Source organism: Pseudomonas putida (assembly GCF_028682395.1).
Lineage (GTDB): Bacteria > Pseudomonadota > Gammaproteobacteria > Pseudomonadales > Pseudomonadaceae > Aquipseudomonas > Aquipseudomonas putida_AB.
The window spans coordinates 26,060-41,903 of sequence record NZ_JANHLC010000012.1 but is presented as its reverse complement, the minus strand read 5'-3'; the positions used below and the strand labels follow the sequence as shown (position 1 = coordinate 41,903).

Here is a 15,844-nt window from a genome sequence, read left to right as displayed (position 1 = left end):
CCACCCACAATAAAAAGCCCCGCACTTGGCGGGGCTTTTTGTGGACCAGAGGGTGCCTGGATCAATCCTCCAGGGCGACCTCGTCCGGATAGTGATACAGGTAAAACAGCCCGATCGGCGCCATGAGAATGGCAAAGCAGAAGCAGGAAAAAACCGTGAAACCCTTGGCCAGAAACGCCATGTTGCCGCTCAGCAAACTGGTGACAAACCGCTCCACGCCACCTAGCAGCTTGTCATAGATAAACCTTGAGTACGGGTACAGCAGGCAACTGACGATGACAAATGGATATACCCAAAACTCCCAGGGCTTGGGCATCAACCAGCCAATGAACGGCAGGATCGCGCCGATGAAAAAATGCTTCACATAATACTCGGCAGAGATACTGCCAAACGCTTTCAGGATCGCTTGCTTCACTCTGATTTCCTTATTTCAGCGACTGCAATATCAGTATGCTATCAAGGAGAGGGCAACAGCGAAACACGCAGATCGACAGCAGCAACACACACCCGTCCACCAGGTGCATGGGCAATCTGAGCAGCCGACCGAGTCTACGAGCAAAGTGCGGACAAGGCGGGTTGTACGGGCTAAGGCTGATTAGCCTTGGCTGCAGGCGCGGTCATTTAGTGGCGATGTATTTGCGCAAAAAAATGAGGATAATGCCCTGCTATAAGGGTCATCAAATGCCGAAGAAACAGCCTGAACGTAAAGCAACAGCCACCGCTGCCGAGATTGAGCACGCGATCCAGGCCCTCAATAAAATGGCGGAACGCCTTTGGGGTGAGGGCCGCGAGGCCGAAGCAGAGGCCCTACTGAACGCCCTGGATGGGCTCAACCGAGCGCTGGACCGGATCCGTATCGGCGAGTTTCGAAGAGCCTCGACCATCCACTGATCCAACCCGTCATGTGTCTCTGCTCAAGGATGAAGGTATGACTGATATTCACGACGAATTTGCACACAGCCGGTACTTCCATAGCGCGAGAATCGACAGGCGCTCGGCCGACGTACTCGTTGGCCTTGCCGCCGGGCTCGCCGCCGATGGCACTATCTCGACCGCTGAAGGACTGTTTCTCAAGGATTGGATTGAAACCAACCTCGTTCACCTTGAAGACCCCGTGATCAATCTGTTGTATGCACGCTTGTCCAACATGCTCCTGGATGGCGTACTCGATGCCGATGAGTCACTTGAGCTTATCGGTCTTCTGCAAGGCTTTAGCGGCCTGAGTATCGACAAGCCCAAGGCAAGCGATCAACAGTACAGCGCCCCCAATGATCTCCCCTTCAACAGCCCTGAACCGGAACTGGCCTGGAATGGCCGACTGTTCGTTTTCACCGGGATCATGGCCTACGGCCCGCGGAAAGACTGCCAGGCCCTGGTCGAAGATCGAGGCGGTATTATTGGCGCCGGCGTCAGCAAGAAGATCCATTATCTGGTCGTGGGCAGCATCGGAAACGATCAGTGGCGCCATAGCAGCTACGGAACAAAAATAATGAAGGCCGTCGAGTTGAGAGAGAGTGGCAGCCCTATAGCCATCATCGGTGAACAGCAATGGCAGCGTGCCCTTTTTGGCTGAGCCGATAGCGCTATAGTCCGGCCCGATCTAAAACTGTGTAGATGAGCGCACACCTAACTCAGACGCCTGACTAGGCATAAGCAATGGGGGCCGGCCCTGGGAGCGCTGGGCATCCGATACAGGCTGCCATACAACTGCCGCCCTACATATGCGACAATATGCGTTATGTCCGGCATGAACCCCGCATTCATCTCTCCTGCAACTCGGCCACCCTGCGCCGATGCTGCTGTCGACTTATGCGCGCTGGATCAACTCAGGCCCAGCCTGGAGTGAACTGGAAAAACTCCAGATTGGCCCCACATTGGTCCCAGCTCAAGCAAGCGCAACGTAACCCCTTGATAGGTAAAGTAATTGATCTCCACAGCTAACATCACGATGCAATTCGGCGCCAAGCCGCTCTTCGAGAACGTTTCCGTCAAGTTCGGCAGCGGCAATCGTTACGGCCTGATCGGTGCCAACGGGTGCGGCAAGTCAACCTTCATGAAAATCCTCGGTGGCGACCTCGACCCGTCGGGCGGCCAGGTCATGCTGGAACCGAATGTGCGCCTGGGTAAACTGCGCCAGGACCAGTTCGCCTATGAAGAATTCACCGTGCTCGACACCGTGATCATGGGTCACGAAGAGTTGTGGCGGGTCAAGGCCGAGCGCGACCGCATCTACTCCCTGCCGGAAATGAGCGAAGAAGACGGCATGGCCGTCGCCGAGCTGGAAACCGAATTCGCCGAAATGGACGGCTACACCGCCGAATCCCGTGCCGGCGAGCTGCTGTTGGGCCTGGGTATCCCCCTGGAACAGCACTTCGGCCCGATGAGCGAAGTCTCCCCAGGCTGGAAACTGCGCGTCTTGCTGGCCCAGGCGCTGTTTTCCGATCCAGAAGTGCTGTTGCTCGACGAACCGACCAACCACCTGGACATCAACACCATTCGCTGGCTGGAAAACATCCTGACCCAGCGTAACAGCCTGATGATCATCATCTCCCACGACCGTCACTTCCTGAACAGCGTGTGCACCCACATGGCTGACCTGGACTACGGTGAGTTGCGCCTATTCCCGGGCAACTACGACGAGTACATGACCGTCGCGACCCAGTCCCGCGAGCAATTGCTGTCGGACAACGCCAAGAAAAAAGCCCAGATCAGCGAGCTGCAGTCCTTCGTCAGCCGCTTCTCGGCCAACGCCTCGAAAGCCAAGCAAGCGACTTCCCGCGCCAAGGCGATCGACAAGATCCAACTGGCCGAGGTCAAGCCTTCGAGCCGTGTGAGCCCGTTCATCCGCTTCGAGCAAACCAAAAAGCTGCACCGCCAGGCGGTCATCGTCGAGCACATGGCCAAAGGCTTCGACGGCAAGCCACTGTTCAAGGACTTCAGCTTCCAGGTCGAAGCCGGCGAGCGCGTCGCGATCATCGGCCCGAACGGGATCGGCAAGACTACCCTGCTGCGCACCCTGGTCAACGAACTGACCCCGGATGCCGGCTCCGTGAAGTGGACCGATGCCGCTGAACTGGGTTACTACGCCCAGGACCACGCCCACGACTTCGAAGAGGACATGAGCCTGTTCGACTGGATGGGCCAGTGGACCCAAGGCGAACAGGTTATCCGTGGCACCCTGGGCCGCATGCTGTTCTCCAACGACGAGATCCTCAAGTCGGTCAAGGTCATCTCCGGGGGTGAACAGGGCCGCATGCTGTTCGGCAAGCTGATCCTGCAAAAGCCGAACGTACTGATCATGGACGAACCGACCAACCACTTGGACATGGAATCCATCGAATCGCTGAACCTGGCGCTGGAAAACTACCCGGGCACGCTGATCTTCGTCAGCCACGACCGTGAGTTCGTATCCTCCCTGGCCACGCGTATCATCGAGCTGAGCCCAAGCGGCGTGATCGACTTCAGCGGCACCTACGACGACTACCTGCGCAGCCAGGGCGTCGTGTTCTAACGTCGTCTTTGCAGCCACCCAAAGCCCCGTCCCCTGACGGGGCTTTTGCGTGGGTGCAGCACTCAGTGGGCGCACCAAGAGTGCCGAGCAAGTCGTTAGCCTGCTTTCATTTACGTCCGGGGCACGCCATCATGGCGCACTCCCACCGCCCGCCCGCGATCGAGCCGCCATGCCTGCGCAGTCAGCCCCCCAAGCCAGCTCCATGGCCATCACCCTGCAAATCGTCTCCATCGTCTTCTATACCTTTATTGCGTTCCTCTGCATCGGCCTGCCCATTGCCGTGCTGCCCGGCTATGTCCATGACCAACTGGGCTTCAGTGCCATCATCGCCGGCCTGACCATCGGCTCGCAGTACCTGGCGACCCTGCTCAGCCGCCCCATGGCCGGGCGCGTGGCCGATAGCATCGGCACCAAGCGGGCAATCATCTACGGTCTGCTGGGAATTTTCCTGAGTGGTGCGCTCACCTGGCTGTCGGCCCATTGGCAGCACCTGCCACTGCTGAGCCTGGGCGTCCTGATTAGCGGGCGCCTGTTGCTGGGCATCGCCCAGGGCCTGATTGGCGTTGGCACCATCAGTTGGGGCATCGGCCAGGTCGGTGCCGAACATACGGCCCGGGTGATTTCCTGGAACGGCATCGCTTCCTACGGGGCGATTGCCATTGGTGCTCCGCTGGGCGTGGTGATGGTCGAGCATTATGGCTTCAGCAGCCTTGGCCTCAGCCTCTCGGCGCTGGCCATGGGTGCCCTGCTGCTGATCCGCAACAAACCCTCGGTGCCGCTGATTCGTGGCGAGCGCTTGTCGTTTCGCGCTGTATTCGGCCGGATCGCACCCTACGGTACCAGCCTGACGCTGGCGTCCATCGGCTATGGCACCCTGACTACCTTTATTGCACTGTTCTATATCGAACGTGGCTGGAGCGGCGCCGCGTACTGCCTGACGGTCTTTGGCCTGTGCTTTATCGTCGCCCGGCTATTTTTTATCGGCTGCATCAACCGCTTTGGCGGATTTGCCGCCGCCATTGCCTGCATGAGCATCGAGACCTTGGGCCTGGGCCTGCTCTGGCTGGCCCCCTCCACCGCCGTGGCCCTGGCCGGTGCCGGGCTGACTGGAATCGGCCTCTCGCTGGTCTATCCGGCGCTCGGCGTGGAAGCGATCAAACAGGTGCCCACCAGCAGCCGTGGCGCAGGGCTCAGCGCCTACGCCTTGTTCTTTGACCTGGCCCTGGCGATCGCCGGCCCATTGATGGGCGCCGTAGCCCTGAACCTTGGCTATCCGTGGATTTTCTTCAGCGCGGCCCTGCTGTCGCTGCTGGGTTTGGGCCTGACGCTCGTGCTTTCACGCCGAGCGGCCTGACTCAGTGACCCGCCGTTTGCAGCCCCGCGCCGCTGGGCACGCTCAAGGTACGCGAAAAAAACAGCCCGGCCTCATGGATCAAGTCACGATGGATATCCTCGCGATTGACCCCCGCCGCATCGTTGCACAGCCCCGGGGTCGCTTGCCGCTGCTCATCATCGCAGGGCGCCATAAACACGAAATGGCCCGCCCCGGCCAACAACCTGAACTGGGGCGCCACCGGCAGCTTGCGCGCCAGCGCAGCTGCATTTTTGTCGGGAAATACCAGGCTGTCGCCATCACCGCTATACAGCAGCACCGGCACATGCACGCCGGACAGCGTCTCGCGGCCGAACATCAGGCTGAGCGGCGCCATCAGCATCAACGCGCCCACCCGTGGGTCAGCCTCCGGCTGCAGGTCGTCGCGATCGGCAATCAGCTCGCCTTGGGTCTTGCAGGCATCGTTGTCCTGCGGTCGCTCCTGACAATAGCGGCGCAGGCGGTCCAGGCTGGGCTGGGCGCCGGACAGTATCAACGCCGTCTCACCACCGGCCGAGTACCCGATAACCCCGACCTCCCTGGGCTCGATAAACGGTGACAGCATCGGATCGCCCAGCGTCGCGGTGATGGCCTCGGAAATCTGCATCGGCCGCCCATATAGGTTGCTCAGGGTCCCCAGGCGACTGTGGTCCTTGTAGTTGTCCCCGGGGTGCAACACCGCCACTACAATAAAGCCCTGGCGGGCCAATGAGGTCGCCAGATCGTGCAGGGCCAAGGGCGTACCGGTATTACCATGGGACAGCATCAGCAAGGGAAAGCGACCGATGGCAACCTTCGCCTCGGCAGCCGCCTGAATCGCGTAGCCGCCAATCTTGCTCCGCTGTTCACGACCGGTCGAGGGATAGAAGGCAATGGCCTTCATGGGCTGCAAATCCAGCGGATCGAGGAAGGTCAGCCGATGGTAGCCGACGCTCCAGTGTTGCGGATGGGCCGCGTGCACTGTTACCAGGCTGCTCGACAGGAAAATCAGTAGCAGTGCACACAGACGCTTCATGGGAATGCCCACCTTCAATGCTTGCGCGCCACCCCTGCTCCCTGCAAGTGCTTGAAATCCGGGCCTGAACCCAGCTTCACGAATCAGCCGACGGGGTCTGGGTAGCGCAGCCTACATCAATGCACTGCATAACCCGCGCCATACGCCCCTTGAAAGGCAAAAAACTCCGGACACCGCCCCATGTTCATGGGTGGATGTACGGAGTTTAGCCGCTGCAACGCGGGGGGCCGCGCCCATTTACAGCGCTTTTACGCGGCGGCGAACTGCTCGCTGATTTGCGCCCGAGCGTCGCTGAGGGCTTTGCTGCGCACGTCTTCGCCATAAGCCAAGCCATGGGCGCGCACAAACTCGATATCGGTGATGCCGAGGAACCCCAGCATGACTTTCAGGTAGTCCTCATGACCCACCCCGGTAGGCTGCCCCACGTGCAGACCGCCGGCCGTGGAGACAATGATCACCTTCTTGTTACCGCACAAGCCTTCAGGGCCGACTTCGGTGTAACGAAACGTCTGGCCGGCGACCGCAATCCGGTCGATCCACGCCTTGAGTTGGCTGGGAATGCTGAAGTTGTACATCGGCGCCGCAATGACCACGGCATCGGCCGCGAGAAACTCGGCCAGGGTAGAAGCGCTGAGTTCTGCTTCATGGCGCAGGGCTGCATCGCGCAACGCCTCGGCAGTGCCGGCGGCCAGCAGAGTAGCGGAAGAGAAATGGCTGATCGCGTCGCTGGCCAGGTCACGGTAGCTGACCTCAGCTTGCGGCTGGGCGGCTTTCCAGGCTTCAACCAGCTCCTGGCTCAGTTGGCGGGAAGCCGAATGTTCACCAAGGATGCTCGAATCGATATGCAGCAGTTTCATGAGGGATCTCCACGTGAGGACCGCCACCGGCGATCAGATGGGATAATCCTACAGGCGAAACCAATAGAAGATTAGTCAGCTCAAATGCGATAGTTTGTCTCACCAGTAGGACAATAGAGCTGCCACACATGCAAGACCTCAATGATCTCTATTATTTCGCCAAAGTGGTCGAAGCCGGCGGATTCGCTGCGGCCGGTCGCGGACTGGGGATCCCCAAGTCACGGCTGTCACGGCGCATCGCCGAGCTGGAGGAGCGCCTGGGTACCCGCCTTTTGCAGCGCACCACCCGCAAGCTGAAATTGACCGCTGTCGGTGAGCGCTACCTGCGCCATTGCCAGGCCATGCTCCTGGAAGCCGAGATGGCCGATGAAGCGGTGGCCAGCATGTCCAGCGAACCGCGCGGGCGATTGCGGGTGTCTTGCCCCGTGGGCCTCGCCCAGGAAATCCTGCCCAATGTGATCGCCTCGTTTCTGGCCAGCTATCCCCAGGTCGAGCTGGAAGTGCTGCTGCTCAATCGTCGGGTCGATTTGATCAGCGAGGGGATCGATGTTGCCCTGCGCGTACGGGAGCTGGGCGATGAGGACCCGCTACTGGTCACCTGCCGCCTGCGCCAGGCACAAACCGTCATGGTGGCCACCCCGGCGTTTGTCCGCGAGCACCGGATCGCCAGCCCGGACGACCTGAAAAATGCCCCGCTGCTCGGCGCCCTGGAGGCCGACCGCCTGGTCCACCTGAGCATGCTCGACCCACAGGGAAACAAGCGCGAGTTGGCCTTTGAAGCACGCCTGGGCATCGACGACTTTATCGTGCGCAAGACCTGTGCCCTCGACGACCTGGGCTTTACCATCCTGCCAATGATGTACTGCGAGCAGGAGCTGGCCAGCGGCCAACTGGTCCAATTGCTGCCGCAATGGTCGCTCCCCGGCGGTTGGCTGCAGGCGGTCTATCCCCATCGACGCGGCGTGCTGCCAGCCGTGCGCGCCTGGATTGACCATGTCACCCAGGCCTTTAAAAACTGTGGAGATAAATTGCTATGAGCAACAACACCCTGAGCGAAGAACAGGTCGCGCAATTTTGCCTGTCCTTGCCCGGCGCCCGCGAAGACTATAAATGGGGCGGTGTACGGGTGTTCTCGATTGCCGAGACCAAGATGTTCGCCCTGCTTAACCTGCAGGGCAATTCGCTGTCCTTCAAGGTCGACAAGGAGCTGTTTCTGGGCCATGTCGATCGCCCTGGTATCCGCCCGGCGCCGTATCTGGCACGGGCCCAGTGGATCAGCATGAATGCGCCCTACCCGCTGGGCGCCGATGAACTGCGCGCGCTGCTGACGCGCTCCCATCAACTGGTGGTCAGCAAGCTGCCCAAGCGCACGCAGGTCGGTCTATTGCTTTAGAAGCCCATCAGCGGGCCAAGTATCCTGCCCAGGTAACGCCCGCCCAACAGCAGTCGGTCGCCCCAGAACGCCTGATGCAGGGCAACAATGGTCCAGAACGTGACTTGATAGGACAGTTTGCGGGTTTTGTGGCGAAACACCTGCTGCGCCAGCAAGGCCCCAGGCCAACCGCCGGCCAGCTCGGCGGCGTGCAGCACATTCTCCGGCGTACGCCAGCTATCACTCTGCGCCTTGCGCTTGTCTTCCCAATACAGGAAGAAGGCGATCAGGCTGACCAACCCGTAGGCAGCCAACGGCAAAGGCGAGCCGCCCTTGAGCCAGAGCTGCAGCGCCCCGCCGACCGGCAACGCGCACAAGCCCAGAAACAGCAAGGCCTTGAGCCCGGGCTGGCGAATCGACACGCCCCCTGGCTCGCGGGCCCGGCGCGGCCGCGCACTGGCACTCGCGGGTTTGGCCGGCTGGCGTGCCGGGCGCTGGCGAATCGACGGCTCATCGAGCTGCCACTCACCCGCCGGGCGCACATGCTCGGCCCGCACCCGACCCTGGGCATCACGCCCCGCAACGAACAGCACCGAATCCCCGACCGCGGGTCGCCGCTCGCCATGCAACGCCGAGAGATGGACGAAGACCGGCTCGCCCTGCTCCGGCTGGATAAAGCCAAAGCCCTTGGCTTCGTTCCAGCTCTTGATCCGCCCTGATCGCTCCATAATACCTAGCCCTGAACCGTCGCCCAGTTGATCCAGCCAAACTGCCAGGTCGCCAGAATCAACACGCCGAAGGCGATCCGGTACCAGGCAAACAGCGCATAGCTGTGGTTGGCGATAAACTTGAGCAAACCGCGGACCGCGATCATGGCGAAGATAAACGAGGTGATAAAGCCGATGGCAAACACCGGCAGATCGGCCGGCTGGAACAGGTCGCGGTACTTGTAGCCCGAGTACACGGCGGCGCCGACCATGGTAGGCATGGCCAGGAAAAACGAAAACTCGGTGGCGGTCTTGCGTGACAGGCCGAACAGCAGGCCACCGATAATCGTCGAGCCGGAGCGCGACGTCCCCGGGATCATCGCCAGGCACTGGACGAAGCCGACCTTGAGCGCATCCTTCCAGGTCATCTCATCGACCGTCTCGGCATGCACCCTATGCTGGCGGCGTTCAGCCCAGAGCATGATCACCCCGCCCACCACCAGGGCCACGGCGACCGTGATCGGGTTGAACAGATAATGGTGGATCAGATCGGCAAAAATCACCCCCAGCACCGCCGCCGGCATAAAGGCAATCAGCAGGTTGGCGGTAAAGCGCTGGGCCGTGCGTTCACGGGGCAAGCCCAGTACCACTTCAAAGATCTTGCGGCGAAACTCCCACACCACCGCCAGGATGGCCCCCAGCTGGATGATGATGTTGAAGGCCATCGCGCGCTCGCCACCGAAGTCGAGCAGGTCCGCGACGATGATCTGGTGTCCTGTGCTGGAAATAGGCAGAAACTCCGTCAGCCCTTCGACGATACCGAGTATCAATGCCTGTGCGGCGGTCCAGAAATCCATCATTTACCCTGAAGCACTGCGCCGGGCAGGCCCCTTTTGATTAGTGTGAAGTAAGTGGCGGCAGACAGGCTTTCCTACCGAAAACCTGCCGGACGTCAGTCCTGCGCCCTGGAAAACCGTGAATAATCAGGCCGCAACTATCGACCTGGCGGTCCAGGCGCGAAATCCTAGCAGACATGCCCGAATAACGCTTGAGCGTAACTAGCCAAAAGCATGCTTGGCCTGGATGGCAAAGCATGCTTCGATGCTGGCCAGTAGACAGCCTCAAAAAAAAGAACAAGGAGTGACGGTTTTATGAACAGCTTGCGCAGAGTGTCGATCAGCCGACGTTTGTGGCTCATCCTGATAGTGGCTGTGGTGATGCTGTTGACACTGGGGCTCTTGATGCTCAAGCAGATCCATAACGATCTGTACCAGGCCAAGGCCGAAAAAACCGCCCATGTGGTCCAGACCGCCAGCGGCCTGCTTGCCTATTACCATGGCCTGGAGAGCGCAGGCACCCTTAGCCGCGAGGCCGCGCAGCAGCAGGCACTGACCGCCGTGCGCGGCTTGCGCTACGGGGAAAACGACTACTTCTGGATCAACGATCTCAAGCCGGTGATGATCATGCACCCGGCCAATTCCAAGCTCGAAGGCCAGGACCTGAGTGCCATCCGCGATCCGGATGGTTTTGCGCTGTTCAATGAGATGGTCAGCCTGGCCAAGAGCCAGGGCGCTGGCAGCATCGACTACCGCTGGCCCAAGCCCGGCGCCTCCACACCGGTGCAGAAAACCTCCTACATCCAACTGTTCGAGCCCTGGGGCTGGATCATCGGTTCGGGCGTGTATATCGATGATATGCAGGCCGAGTTCTACGGCCAGTTCTTGGAGGCTTCCGCCATGGGGCTGGTCATTGCCCTGGTCATGACCCTGCTGGTCGTCATGATTGCCCGCAGTATCGTCCATCCGTTACGCGAGGCGGTCCACGCCATGGCCAATATCGCCAGCGGCGAAAGCGACCTGACCCGCACCCTCGACACCCATGGCAATGACGAAGTCACCGAGCTGTCCCGCCACTTCAACGGGTTTACCGCCAAGCTGCGCGCAGTGGTTGGCCAGTTGCAGGCTTCGGCTAGCGCCCTGGGGCAATCCTCCGGCGAGCTGGGCGACAACGCGATCCAGGCCCAGAACCGCAGCCAGGAGCAATCGCAGCAGATGGAACTGGTGGCCACCGCCATCAACGAAGTGACCTACGCGGTGCAGGACGTGGCGAAGAACGCCAAGCACGCCGCCAGTGAAGTCCGCGATGCCGAGGCCCAGGCCCGCCAGGGCCAGCTCAATATCGACGGCAGCCTGCGCCAGATCGATGCGCTCTCGGGCACCATCGACGAAGCCGTGGACGTCATCCGCACCCTGGCCGGTGAAAGCACCCAGATCGGCACGGTCCTGGAGGTGATTCGCGCCATTGCCGAACAGACCAATTTGCTGGCCCTCAACGCCGCCATCGAGGCCGCCCGGGCCGGCGAGCAGGGCCGCGGCTTCGCGGTGGTGGCCGACGAGGTGCGCCTGCTGGCCCAGCGTACGCAGCAATCGACCGCAGAAATCCAGTCGATGATCGAGCGCCTGCAAAATCATTCCGATGCCGCCGTCCAGGTGATCAGCGCCAGCAGCCGCGCCTCGCAACTCACCGTCGAACAAGCCAGCCAAGCAGGCCAGAGCCTGGCGTCCATCGGCCAGGCGTTGCGCAACCTCAACAGCCTGAACGACTCCATCGCCAGCGCAACCCTGCAGCAGGCCCAGACCGTCGAAGACATCAACCAGAACGTCACCCAGGCCGCCGGCCTGTCCCACGGCACAGCGCTGGCGGCCGAACAGTCCAGCGCCGCCAGCCTGCATTTGCGCGAGTTGAGCGAGCAACTCAACAGCCTGTTGCGTCAGTTCAAGGTCTGACGCCCCGGGCCCTGGCGCGCGCACCATTGCGTGCGCCAGGGTCGTCACCTCGCCAGGGCAGCAAATCCGCCGCAGTGTGGTTACAATCCGGGCCCTGTTCGCCATTGCCCAAGGAACCACCATGTCCATGCTTGAACTGTTCGCCGCCGGGCTCGGGGTGATCGCTGTCTGGCTGACGGTCAAACAGAATCCCTGGTGCTGGCCGATCGGCCTGGTCATGGTGGTGCTCTATAGCTGGATCTTCTACGAAGTGAAGCTGTATTCGGACATGCTCCTGCAACTGATCTACGCCGTCCTGCAGCTTTACGGCTGGTGGCAATGGACCCGTGGCGGCCTCGCGGCCCATGGCCGGGATGTCACGAGCCTGGATGCGCGCAGCCTCTGCACCGGGCTCGCCGTCGGCGCGGTGACCGGGGGCCTACTGGGCGCTGCCATGGCCCACTGGACCGATGCGGCACAACCCTGGCTCGACGCCGCACTGACCAGTTTCAGCCTGGTCGCGCAACTGTGGATGGCGCAAAAGCGTGTGCAATGCTGGCCGCTATGGATCGCGGTCGACGTGATTTTTGTCGGCCTGTTTCTTTACAAAGGCCTTTATCTCACCGCCGCCCTTTACGCACTCTTCACCCTGCTGGCCGTGCAAGGCTGGCGTGAATGGCGCGCCGATCCGGCGCTACGCTCATGAAAGTGGTGGTGCTGGCAGGACCCGAATCGAGCGGTAAAAGCTGGCTGGCCGGTGAATTGCTCGCGCACTTTGGCGGCGTGCAGGTCGCAGAATATGTCCGCCACTTTATCGAACAGCACCAGCGCGATACCTGCCTGGCCGATATCAGCCAGATCGCCAATGGCCAGTTGGCCTGGGAAGATGCGGCCCGGGCTCGACAACCCGAGCTGCTGATTCTCGACACGCACCTGCTCAGCAATATCCTCTGGAGCCAGGTGCTGTTCGATGACTGCCCAGCCTGGCTCGAACCGCAATTGCTGGCTCGCCACTACGACCTGCACCTGCTGCTGTCCCCGACGGGGGTCGGCTGGTATGACGATGGCCAGCGGTGCCAGCCCCTGCTGGAGGAGCGCCAGGCGTTCTTCGAGGCCAGCCGAACCTGGCTGATCGCGCACCAGCAGCCCCTCCAGGTGCTTGAAGGCGACTGGCAGCAGCGCCGTCAAGGCGCCTTTGCCGCAGTTGAGCGCCTGCTCGGCTGAGGCTGGTGTTCGGCCTCGCGTTCGTTGCAAGTGTCCACTTCTGAAACACCCAGGCGCGGTGCAGCCAGCCAAACCCGGGGGTGCGCGCGTTCTCCTCGAATACTGTTAAGTCACTGATACAGTCCGCTACAACCCCCGGAATAGAGGGCCGGCTAACTAATGGCCATTGGCTTGCCCGACGGCCTGTCTCATCTTTGAAACACTGCCCACGCCTCCCCGTCCCTCCCCTAACCCAAGCCTCTGTTTTCAAAGACTTTTCAAAAACTGGCATGGGCCCTGCTCTGTCCTTCACATGGCTGATCGAAGCCGGCGTACTTTGCAGAAGGAATGCCACCGTGGAGATGCTCAATTCTGGCTTTACCCGCACGCTGCTGATAGGCACTGCCCTCAGCGCCGCGCTGAGCTTCCAGGCTCTGGCCCAGGGTAATGGCGAGATTGTCCTGACCCGTGATGTCCATCCCTATGCCTTCGGCAACCCGCCAATGCGCCCGGACCCCAACCCCACCACCGTCAATGCCGACGCCTCGGGGCGAATCATCGGCCTGACCAGCCGGGGTGAGTTGAGCGACGGCGATTTTGCCGGGGTCAATTCCGGCAACACCGTGCGCAACGCCCTGATGCCCGATGGCAGCACCCTGCGCGGCCTGAGCAACAGCAGCAACGGCAGCCTGCCGGGCGGTATGGGCGCCCTGCAAGGCGGCTCCAGCGCCGGCACCGGAGGGGTCGCCGGCCAAGTCAATCGAAGCGTCCAGCAAGGCATGGGCGCCCTCAATGTTCTGACCCGGGGCCAATAAGATGAAAGCGTCCATTCTGATTCTCGCGCTGCTCACCAGCGCCAGCGCCCTGGCCGACTCCAGCGCCCAGGTGAATGACACCGCCACGATCAACAACAGCGGTTCGAACTACCGCGGCAACCAGCTTATCAACCAGGCCGCCGGTGACCAGCAACAACAGATCAACAGCCGCTCGATCGCCATCGGGACTCAGGCCGCAACGCACGACAACCTGAGCCAGACCCGTTCGGGTCAACTCGACCCTTCGATCAACGCCAAGGCCCAGATCCTCGGCAACTCTTTCAGCAACGGCAGCGGCTCACTGGGCGTCAACCAGTCCGCCGGTGCCGGTAACCAGATGATCAATGTCATGCGGGTCAGCATCAGTGCCCAACCGCAGAGCATGGATGACAGCGCGCTCCTGCAGCAGAACGTCGCGCTGTCGAACAACTCGGGAGCAACTGATCCCCAGAGCGGTAGCCGCCAGGTCGTCACCGGCGACCAGGCCTTCACCGGCAGCCGTGGGGTGACGCAGTTGAACCAGAGTGCCGGGGTGGGAAACCGCATGGCCAATACCCTGAGCATCCGGGTCGCAGACTGATCCGACACGAAGTGCAGTTAGAGACAAGTACCAACACTTAACTCAATCAGCAGCACGGAGAGACATCATGAAAACAACAACCGCTCTGAAGCCACTGGCCTTCGCCCTCGCCGCAATCATGGCCATGGCCGCACAAGCCAATCCACCCAAACACGATCCAAAACCAACACCGGCCAACACCGATGGCGCCAGTGCCGCCGTAATCGATACCCAGTACACCCACAACAACGCGGTATTGAACCAGGGCACCAAAAACAACGCCTCGATGGACCACTCGGTCAATGACAACAAAGGCAACGTGGGCGTCAACAACGCCTCCGGCGACGGCAACCAACAAGACAACTCCGCCGCCATCGCCACGGCCGACGAGCACTTCATCTTCGGTTCCGCAGCCGCCGCGACCAACGTGACCCAGAACAACTCGTACAACACCGTGGCCAACTACAGCACCAAAAACAACGCGTCGCTGGATAATTCGGCCAACAACAACTCCGGCAACCTGGGCCTGAACAACGCTGCCGGCAACTTCAACCAACAGAAAAACAACCTGGCCATTGCCGTGTCCGGCGGCCGTGTAGCGACCGCAGGCAACGCGACCAGCCAGACCGAAACCGGCCTGATCGTGAACAACCTCGCCGACCGCAAATACGAAGCGATGGATGACAAATGGCTCGACAAAAACCACCCACAAATGCCTAAACCTGATGGCTGGAAAAATGTCGTGACCAACAACGCCAGCCTCGACTACTCGGTCAATGGCAACTCCGGCAACATCGGCGTGAACAACGCCGCTGGTGTGGGCAACCAACAAAGCAACTCGCTGTCGATTGCCGCCGGCTGCTCGGCCTGCGCCGGCAAGTAGTCATCGCTGCAACAACAAGAGCCCTGGCAACAGGGCTCTTTTCTGCATTCAGAGGCGTGTCGATCATGCGAACTCTTGCGCTCTCTCTTCTACTTTGCCTGGCCGCTCCGGTGTATGCCGGGCAGATGCCGATTCCCGGCCTCAGTGGCGGCGTCCTCATCTATAAACCCGTGCAGAGTATTCGCGAGCGCCGCTTCAGCGACCTGGTCGAGCAGAAAACCGACTTCAGTTGTGGCGCCGCCTCCCTGGCGACGATCCTGCGCCAAGCCTACTGGCTCGATGTCGACGAAGAACATGTGATCAAGGGCATGCTACAGACCGCCGACGCGGCGCAGGTGCAAACCAACGGCTTTTCCATGCTCGATATGAAGCGCTACCTGGAAAGTATCGGCATGCGTGCCCGGGGCTATCGGATCCCTCCCGATCGCCTGGACAGCGTGACGATTCCGGTCGTGGTGCTGATGGAAATCCGTGGCTACAAGCACTTCGTCGTGATGCAGCGGGCACAGAAAGACTGGGTCTATGTCGGCGACCCGGTGCTGGGCCACAAACGGTACTCGCGCGAAGACTTCATCAAAGGCTGGAACGGCATCGTTTTCGCCGTGATCGGCCCGGGCTACGACAAGACCAACGCCTTGCTCGACCCTCCCACCCCCTTGACCGCCAAGAACCAGCTCGACGGGTTCAACCCGGTCAAGGACGCGGAACTGATGGACTTCGGCTTCATTCAGAGCGACTTTTTCTAGAGGCGCAATAATGATAATGGGGCTGGATGCTCCGGGAGC

18 protein-coding genes and 2 pseudogenes are annotated in these 15,844 nt (G+C 61.0%); 15 read left to right on the top strand and 5 right to left on the bottom strand.

Features of this window, described 5'->3' with window-relative positions; translation table 11 throughout:
* Window positions 1-61 precede the first annotated feature (61 nt).
* On the bottom strand, window positions 62-415 hold the full coding sequence (locus NPS46_RS22615; protein WP_274111187.1) for a hypothetical protein: 354 nt from the start codon (window positions 413-415) through the stop codon (window positions 62-64).
* 266 nt (window positions 416-681) lie between these two features.
* Here NPS46_RS22615 and NPS46_RS22610 point away from each other — a divergent pair, with 266 nt between their 5' ends.
* From NPS46_RS22610 to NPS46_RS22590, 5 genes and pseudogenes are all read left to right on the top strand, one after another.
* Window positions 682-891, top strand: coding sequence for a hypothetical protein (locus NPS46_RS22610; protein WP_274111185.1), 210 nt, complete (start codon window positions 682-684; stop codon window positions 889-891).
* Between the two features lie 37 nt (window positions 892-928).
* Entirely contained in the window at window positions 929-1,573 is a 645-nt protein-coding gene (locus NPS46_RS22605; RefSeq protein ID WP_274111183.1) for a BRCT domain-containing protein, read from the top strand.
* 75 nt (window positions 1,574-1,648) lie between these two features.
* Window positions 1,649-1,904 (top strand): annotated as a pseudogene (locus tag NPS46_RS22600) (site-specific integrase); the annotation flags it as partial.
* A gap of 20 nt (window positions 1,905-1,924) precedes the next feature.
* The gene (locus tag NPS46_RS22595; protein WP_274111181.1) at window positions 1,925-3,511 is read left to right on the top strand and encodes an ABC-F family ATPase; all 1,587 of its coding nucleotides are present in this window, start codon (window positions 1,925-1,927) and stop codon (window positions 3,509-3,511) included.
* Between the two features lie 169 nt (window positions 3,512-3,680).
* Window positions 3,681-4,865 carry an MFS transporter gene (locus tag NPS46_RS22590; RefSeq protein ID WP_274111179.1) on the top strand — a complete coding sequence of 395 codons (1,185 nt, stop codon included), beginning with the start codon at window positions 3,681-3,683 and terminating at the stop codon, window positions 4,863-4,865.
* A 1-nt stretch (window position 4,866) separates the two neighbouring features.
* Here NPS46_RS22590 and NPS46_RS22585 read toward each other — a convergent pair whose 3' ends face one another.
* A complete protein-coding gene (locus NPS46_RS22585) occupies window positions 4,867-5,898 on the bottom strand; it encodes an alpha/beta hydrolase family protein (RefSeq protein WP_274111177.1) in 1,032 nt (343 codons plus the stop codon).
* Between the two features lie 248 nt (window positions 5,899-6,146).
* Window positions 6,147-6,755 (bottom strand): FMN-dependent NADH-azoreductase, encoded by a 609-nt coding sequence (locus NPS46_RS22580; RefSeq protein WP_274111175.1) that lies wholly within the window; start codon window positions 6,753-6,755, stop codon window positions 6,147-6,149.
* A 128-nt stretch (window positions 6,756-6,883) separates the two neighbouring features.
* Here NPS46_RS22580 and NPS46_RS22575 point away from each other — a divergent pair, with 128 nt between their 5' ends.
* Both NPS46_RS22575 and NPS46_RS22570 read left to right on the top strand, forming a co-directional pair.
* Window positions 6,884-7,792 (top strand): LysR substrate-binding domain-containing protein, encoded by a 909-nt coding sequence (locus tag NPS46_RS22575; protein ID WP_274111173.1) that lies wholly within the window; start codon window positions 6,884-6,886, stop codon window positions 7,790-7,792.
* Window positions 7,789-8,148: an MmcQ/YjbR family DNA-binding protein gene (locus NPS46_RS22570; protein ID WP_274111171.1), complete on the top strand. Its 360-nt coding sequence runs from the start codon at window positions 7,789-7,791 to the stop codon at window positions 8,146-8,148. The genes NPS46_RS22575 and NPS46_RS22570 overlap by 4 nt, the downstream gene beginning before the upstream one ends.
* On the opposite strand, the gene NPS46_RS22565 is transcribed toward NPS46_RS22570, so the two are convergent.
* Window positions 8,145-8,855, bottom strand: a complete 711-nt coding sequence (locus NPS46_RS22565) for a cold shock and DUF1294 domain-containing protein (protein WP_274111170.1) — start codon at window positions 8,853-8,855, stop codon at window positions 8,145-8,147. The genes NPS46_RS22570 and NPS46_RS22565 overlap by 4 nt on opposite strands.
* Window positions 8,856-8,860: 5 nt before the next feature.
* A complete protein-coding gene (locus NPS46_RS22560) occupies window positions 8,861-9,691 on the bottom strand; it encodes an undecaprenyl-diphosphate phosphatase (protein WP_274111168.1) in 831 nt (276 codons plus the stop codon).
* Window positions 9,692-9,985: 294 nt separating this feature from the next.
* Here NPS46_RS22560 and NPS46_RS25505 point away from each other — a divergent pair.
* The 8 genes and pseudogenes from NPS46_RS25505 to NPS46_RS22525 all read left to right on the top strand — a co-directional run.
* Window positions 9,986-10,765, top strand: a pseudogene (locus tag NPS46_RS25505) (cache domain-containing protein); the annotation flags it as partial.
* A 120-nt stretch (window positions 10,766-10,885) separates the two neighbouring features.
* Window positions 10,886-11,620, top strand: coding sequence for a methyl-accepting chemotaxis protein (locus NPS46_RS25500; protein ID WP_425312781.1), 735 nt, complete (start codon window positions 10,886-10,888; stop codon window positions 11,618-11,620).
* Window positions 11,621-11,741: 121 nt separating this feature from the next.
* The gene (gene pnuC / locus NPS46_RS22550) at window positions 11,742-12,305 is read left to right on the top strand and encodes a nicotinamide riboside transporter PnuC (protein ID WP_274111164.1); all 564 of its coding nucleotides are present in this window, start codon (window positions 11,742-11,744) and stop codon (window positions 12,303-12,305) included.
* Window positions 12,302-12,823 carry an AAA family ATPase gene (locus tag NPS46_RS22545; protein WP_274111162.1) on the top strand — a complete coding sequence of 174 codons (522 nt, stop codon included), beginning with the start codon at window positions 12,302-12,304 and terminating at the stop codon, window positions 12,821-12,823. The genes pnuC and NPS46_RS22545 overlap by 4 nt, the downstream gene beginning before the upstream one ends.
* Window positions 12,824-13,164: 341 nt before the next feature.
* A complete protein-coding gene (locus tag NPS46_RS22540; protein WP_274111382.1) occupies window positions 13,165-13,617 on the top strand; it encodes a hypothetical protein in 453 nt (150 codons plus the stop codon).
* Between the two features lies 1 nt (window position 13,618).
* A complete protein-coding gene (locus tag NPS46_RS22535; RefSeq protein WP_274111160.1) occupies window positions 13,619-14,197 on the top strand; it encodes an adhesin in 579 nt (192 codons plus the stop codon).
* A gap of 67 nt (window positions 14,198-14,264) precedes the next feature.
* Window positions 14,265-15,059, top strand: coding sequence for a heme utilization protein (locus NPS46_RS22530; RefSeq protein ID WP_274111158.1), 795 nt, complete (start codon window positions 14,265-14,267; stop codon window positions 15,057-15,059).
* Window positions 15,060-15,124: 65 nt separating this feature from the next.
* A complete protein-coding gene (locus tag NPS46_RS22525; RefSeq protein WP_274111156.1) occupies window positions 15,125-15,805 on the top strand; it encodes a C39 family peptidase in 681 nt (226 codons plus the stop codon).
* The last annotated feature ends 39 nt before the right edge of the window (window positions 15,806-15,844 follow it).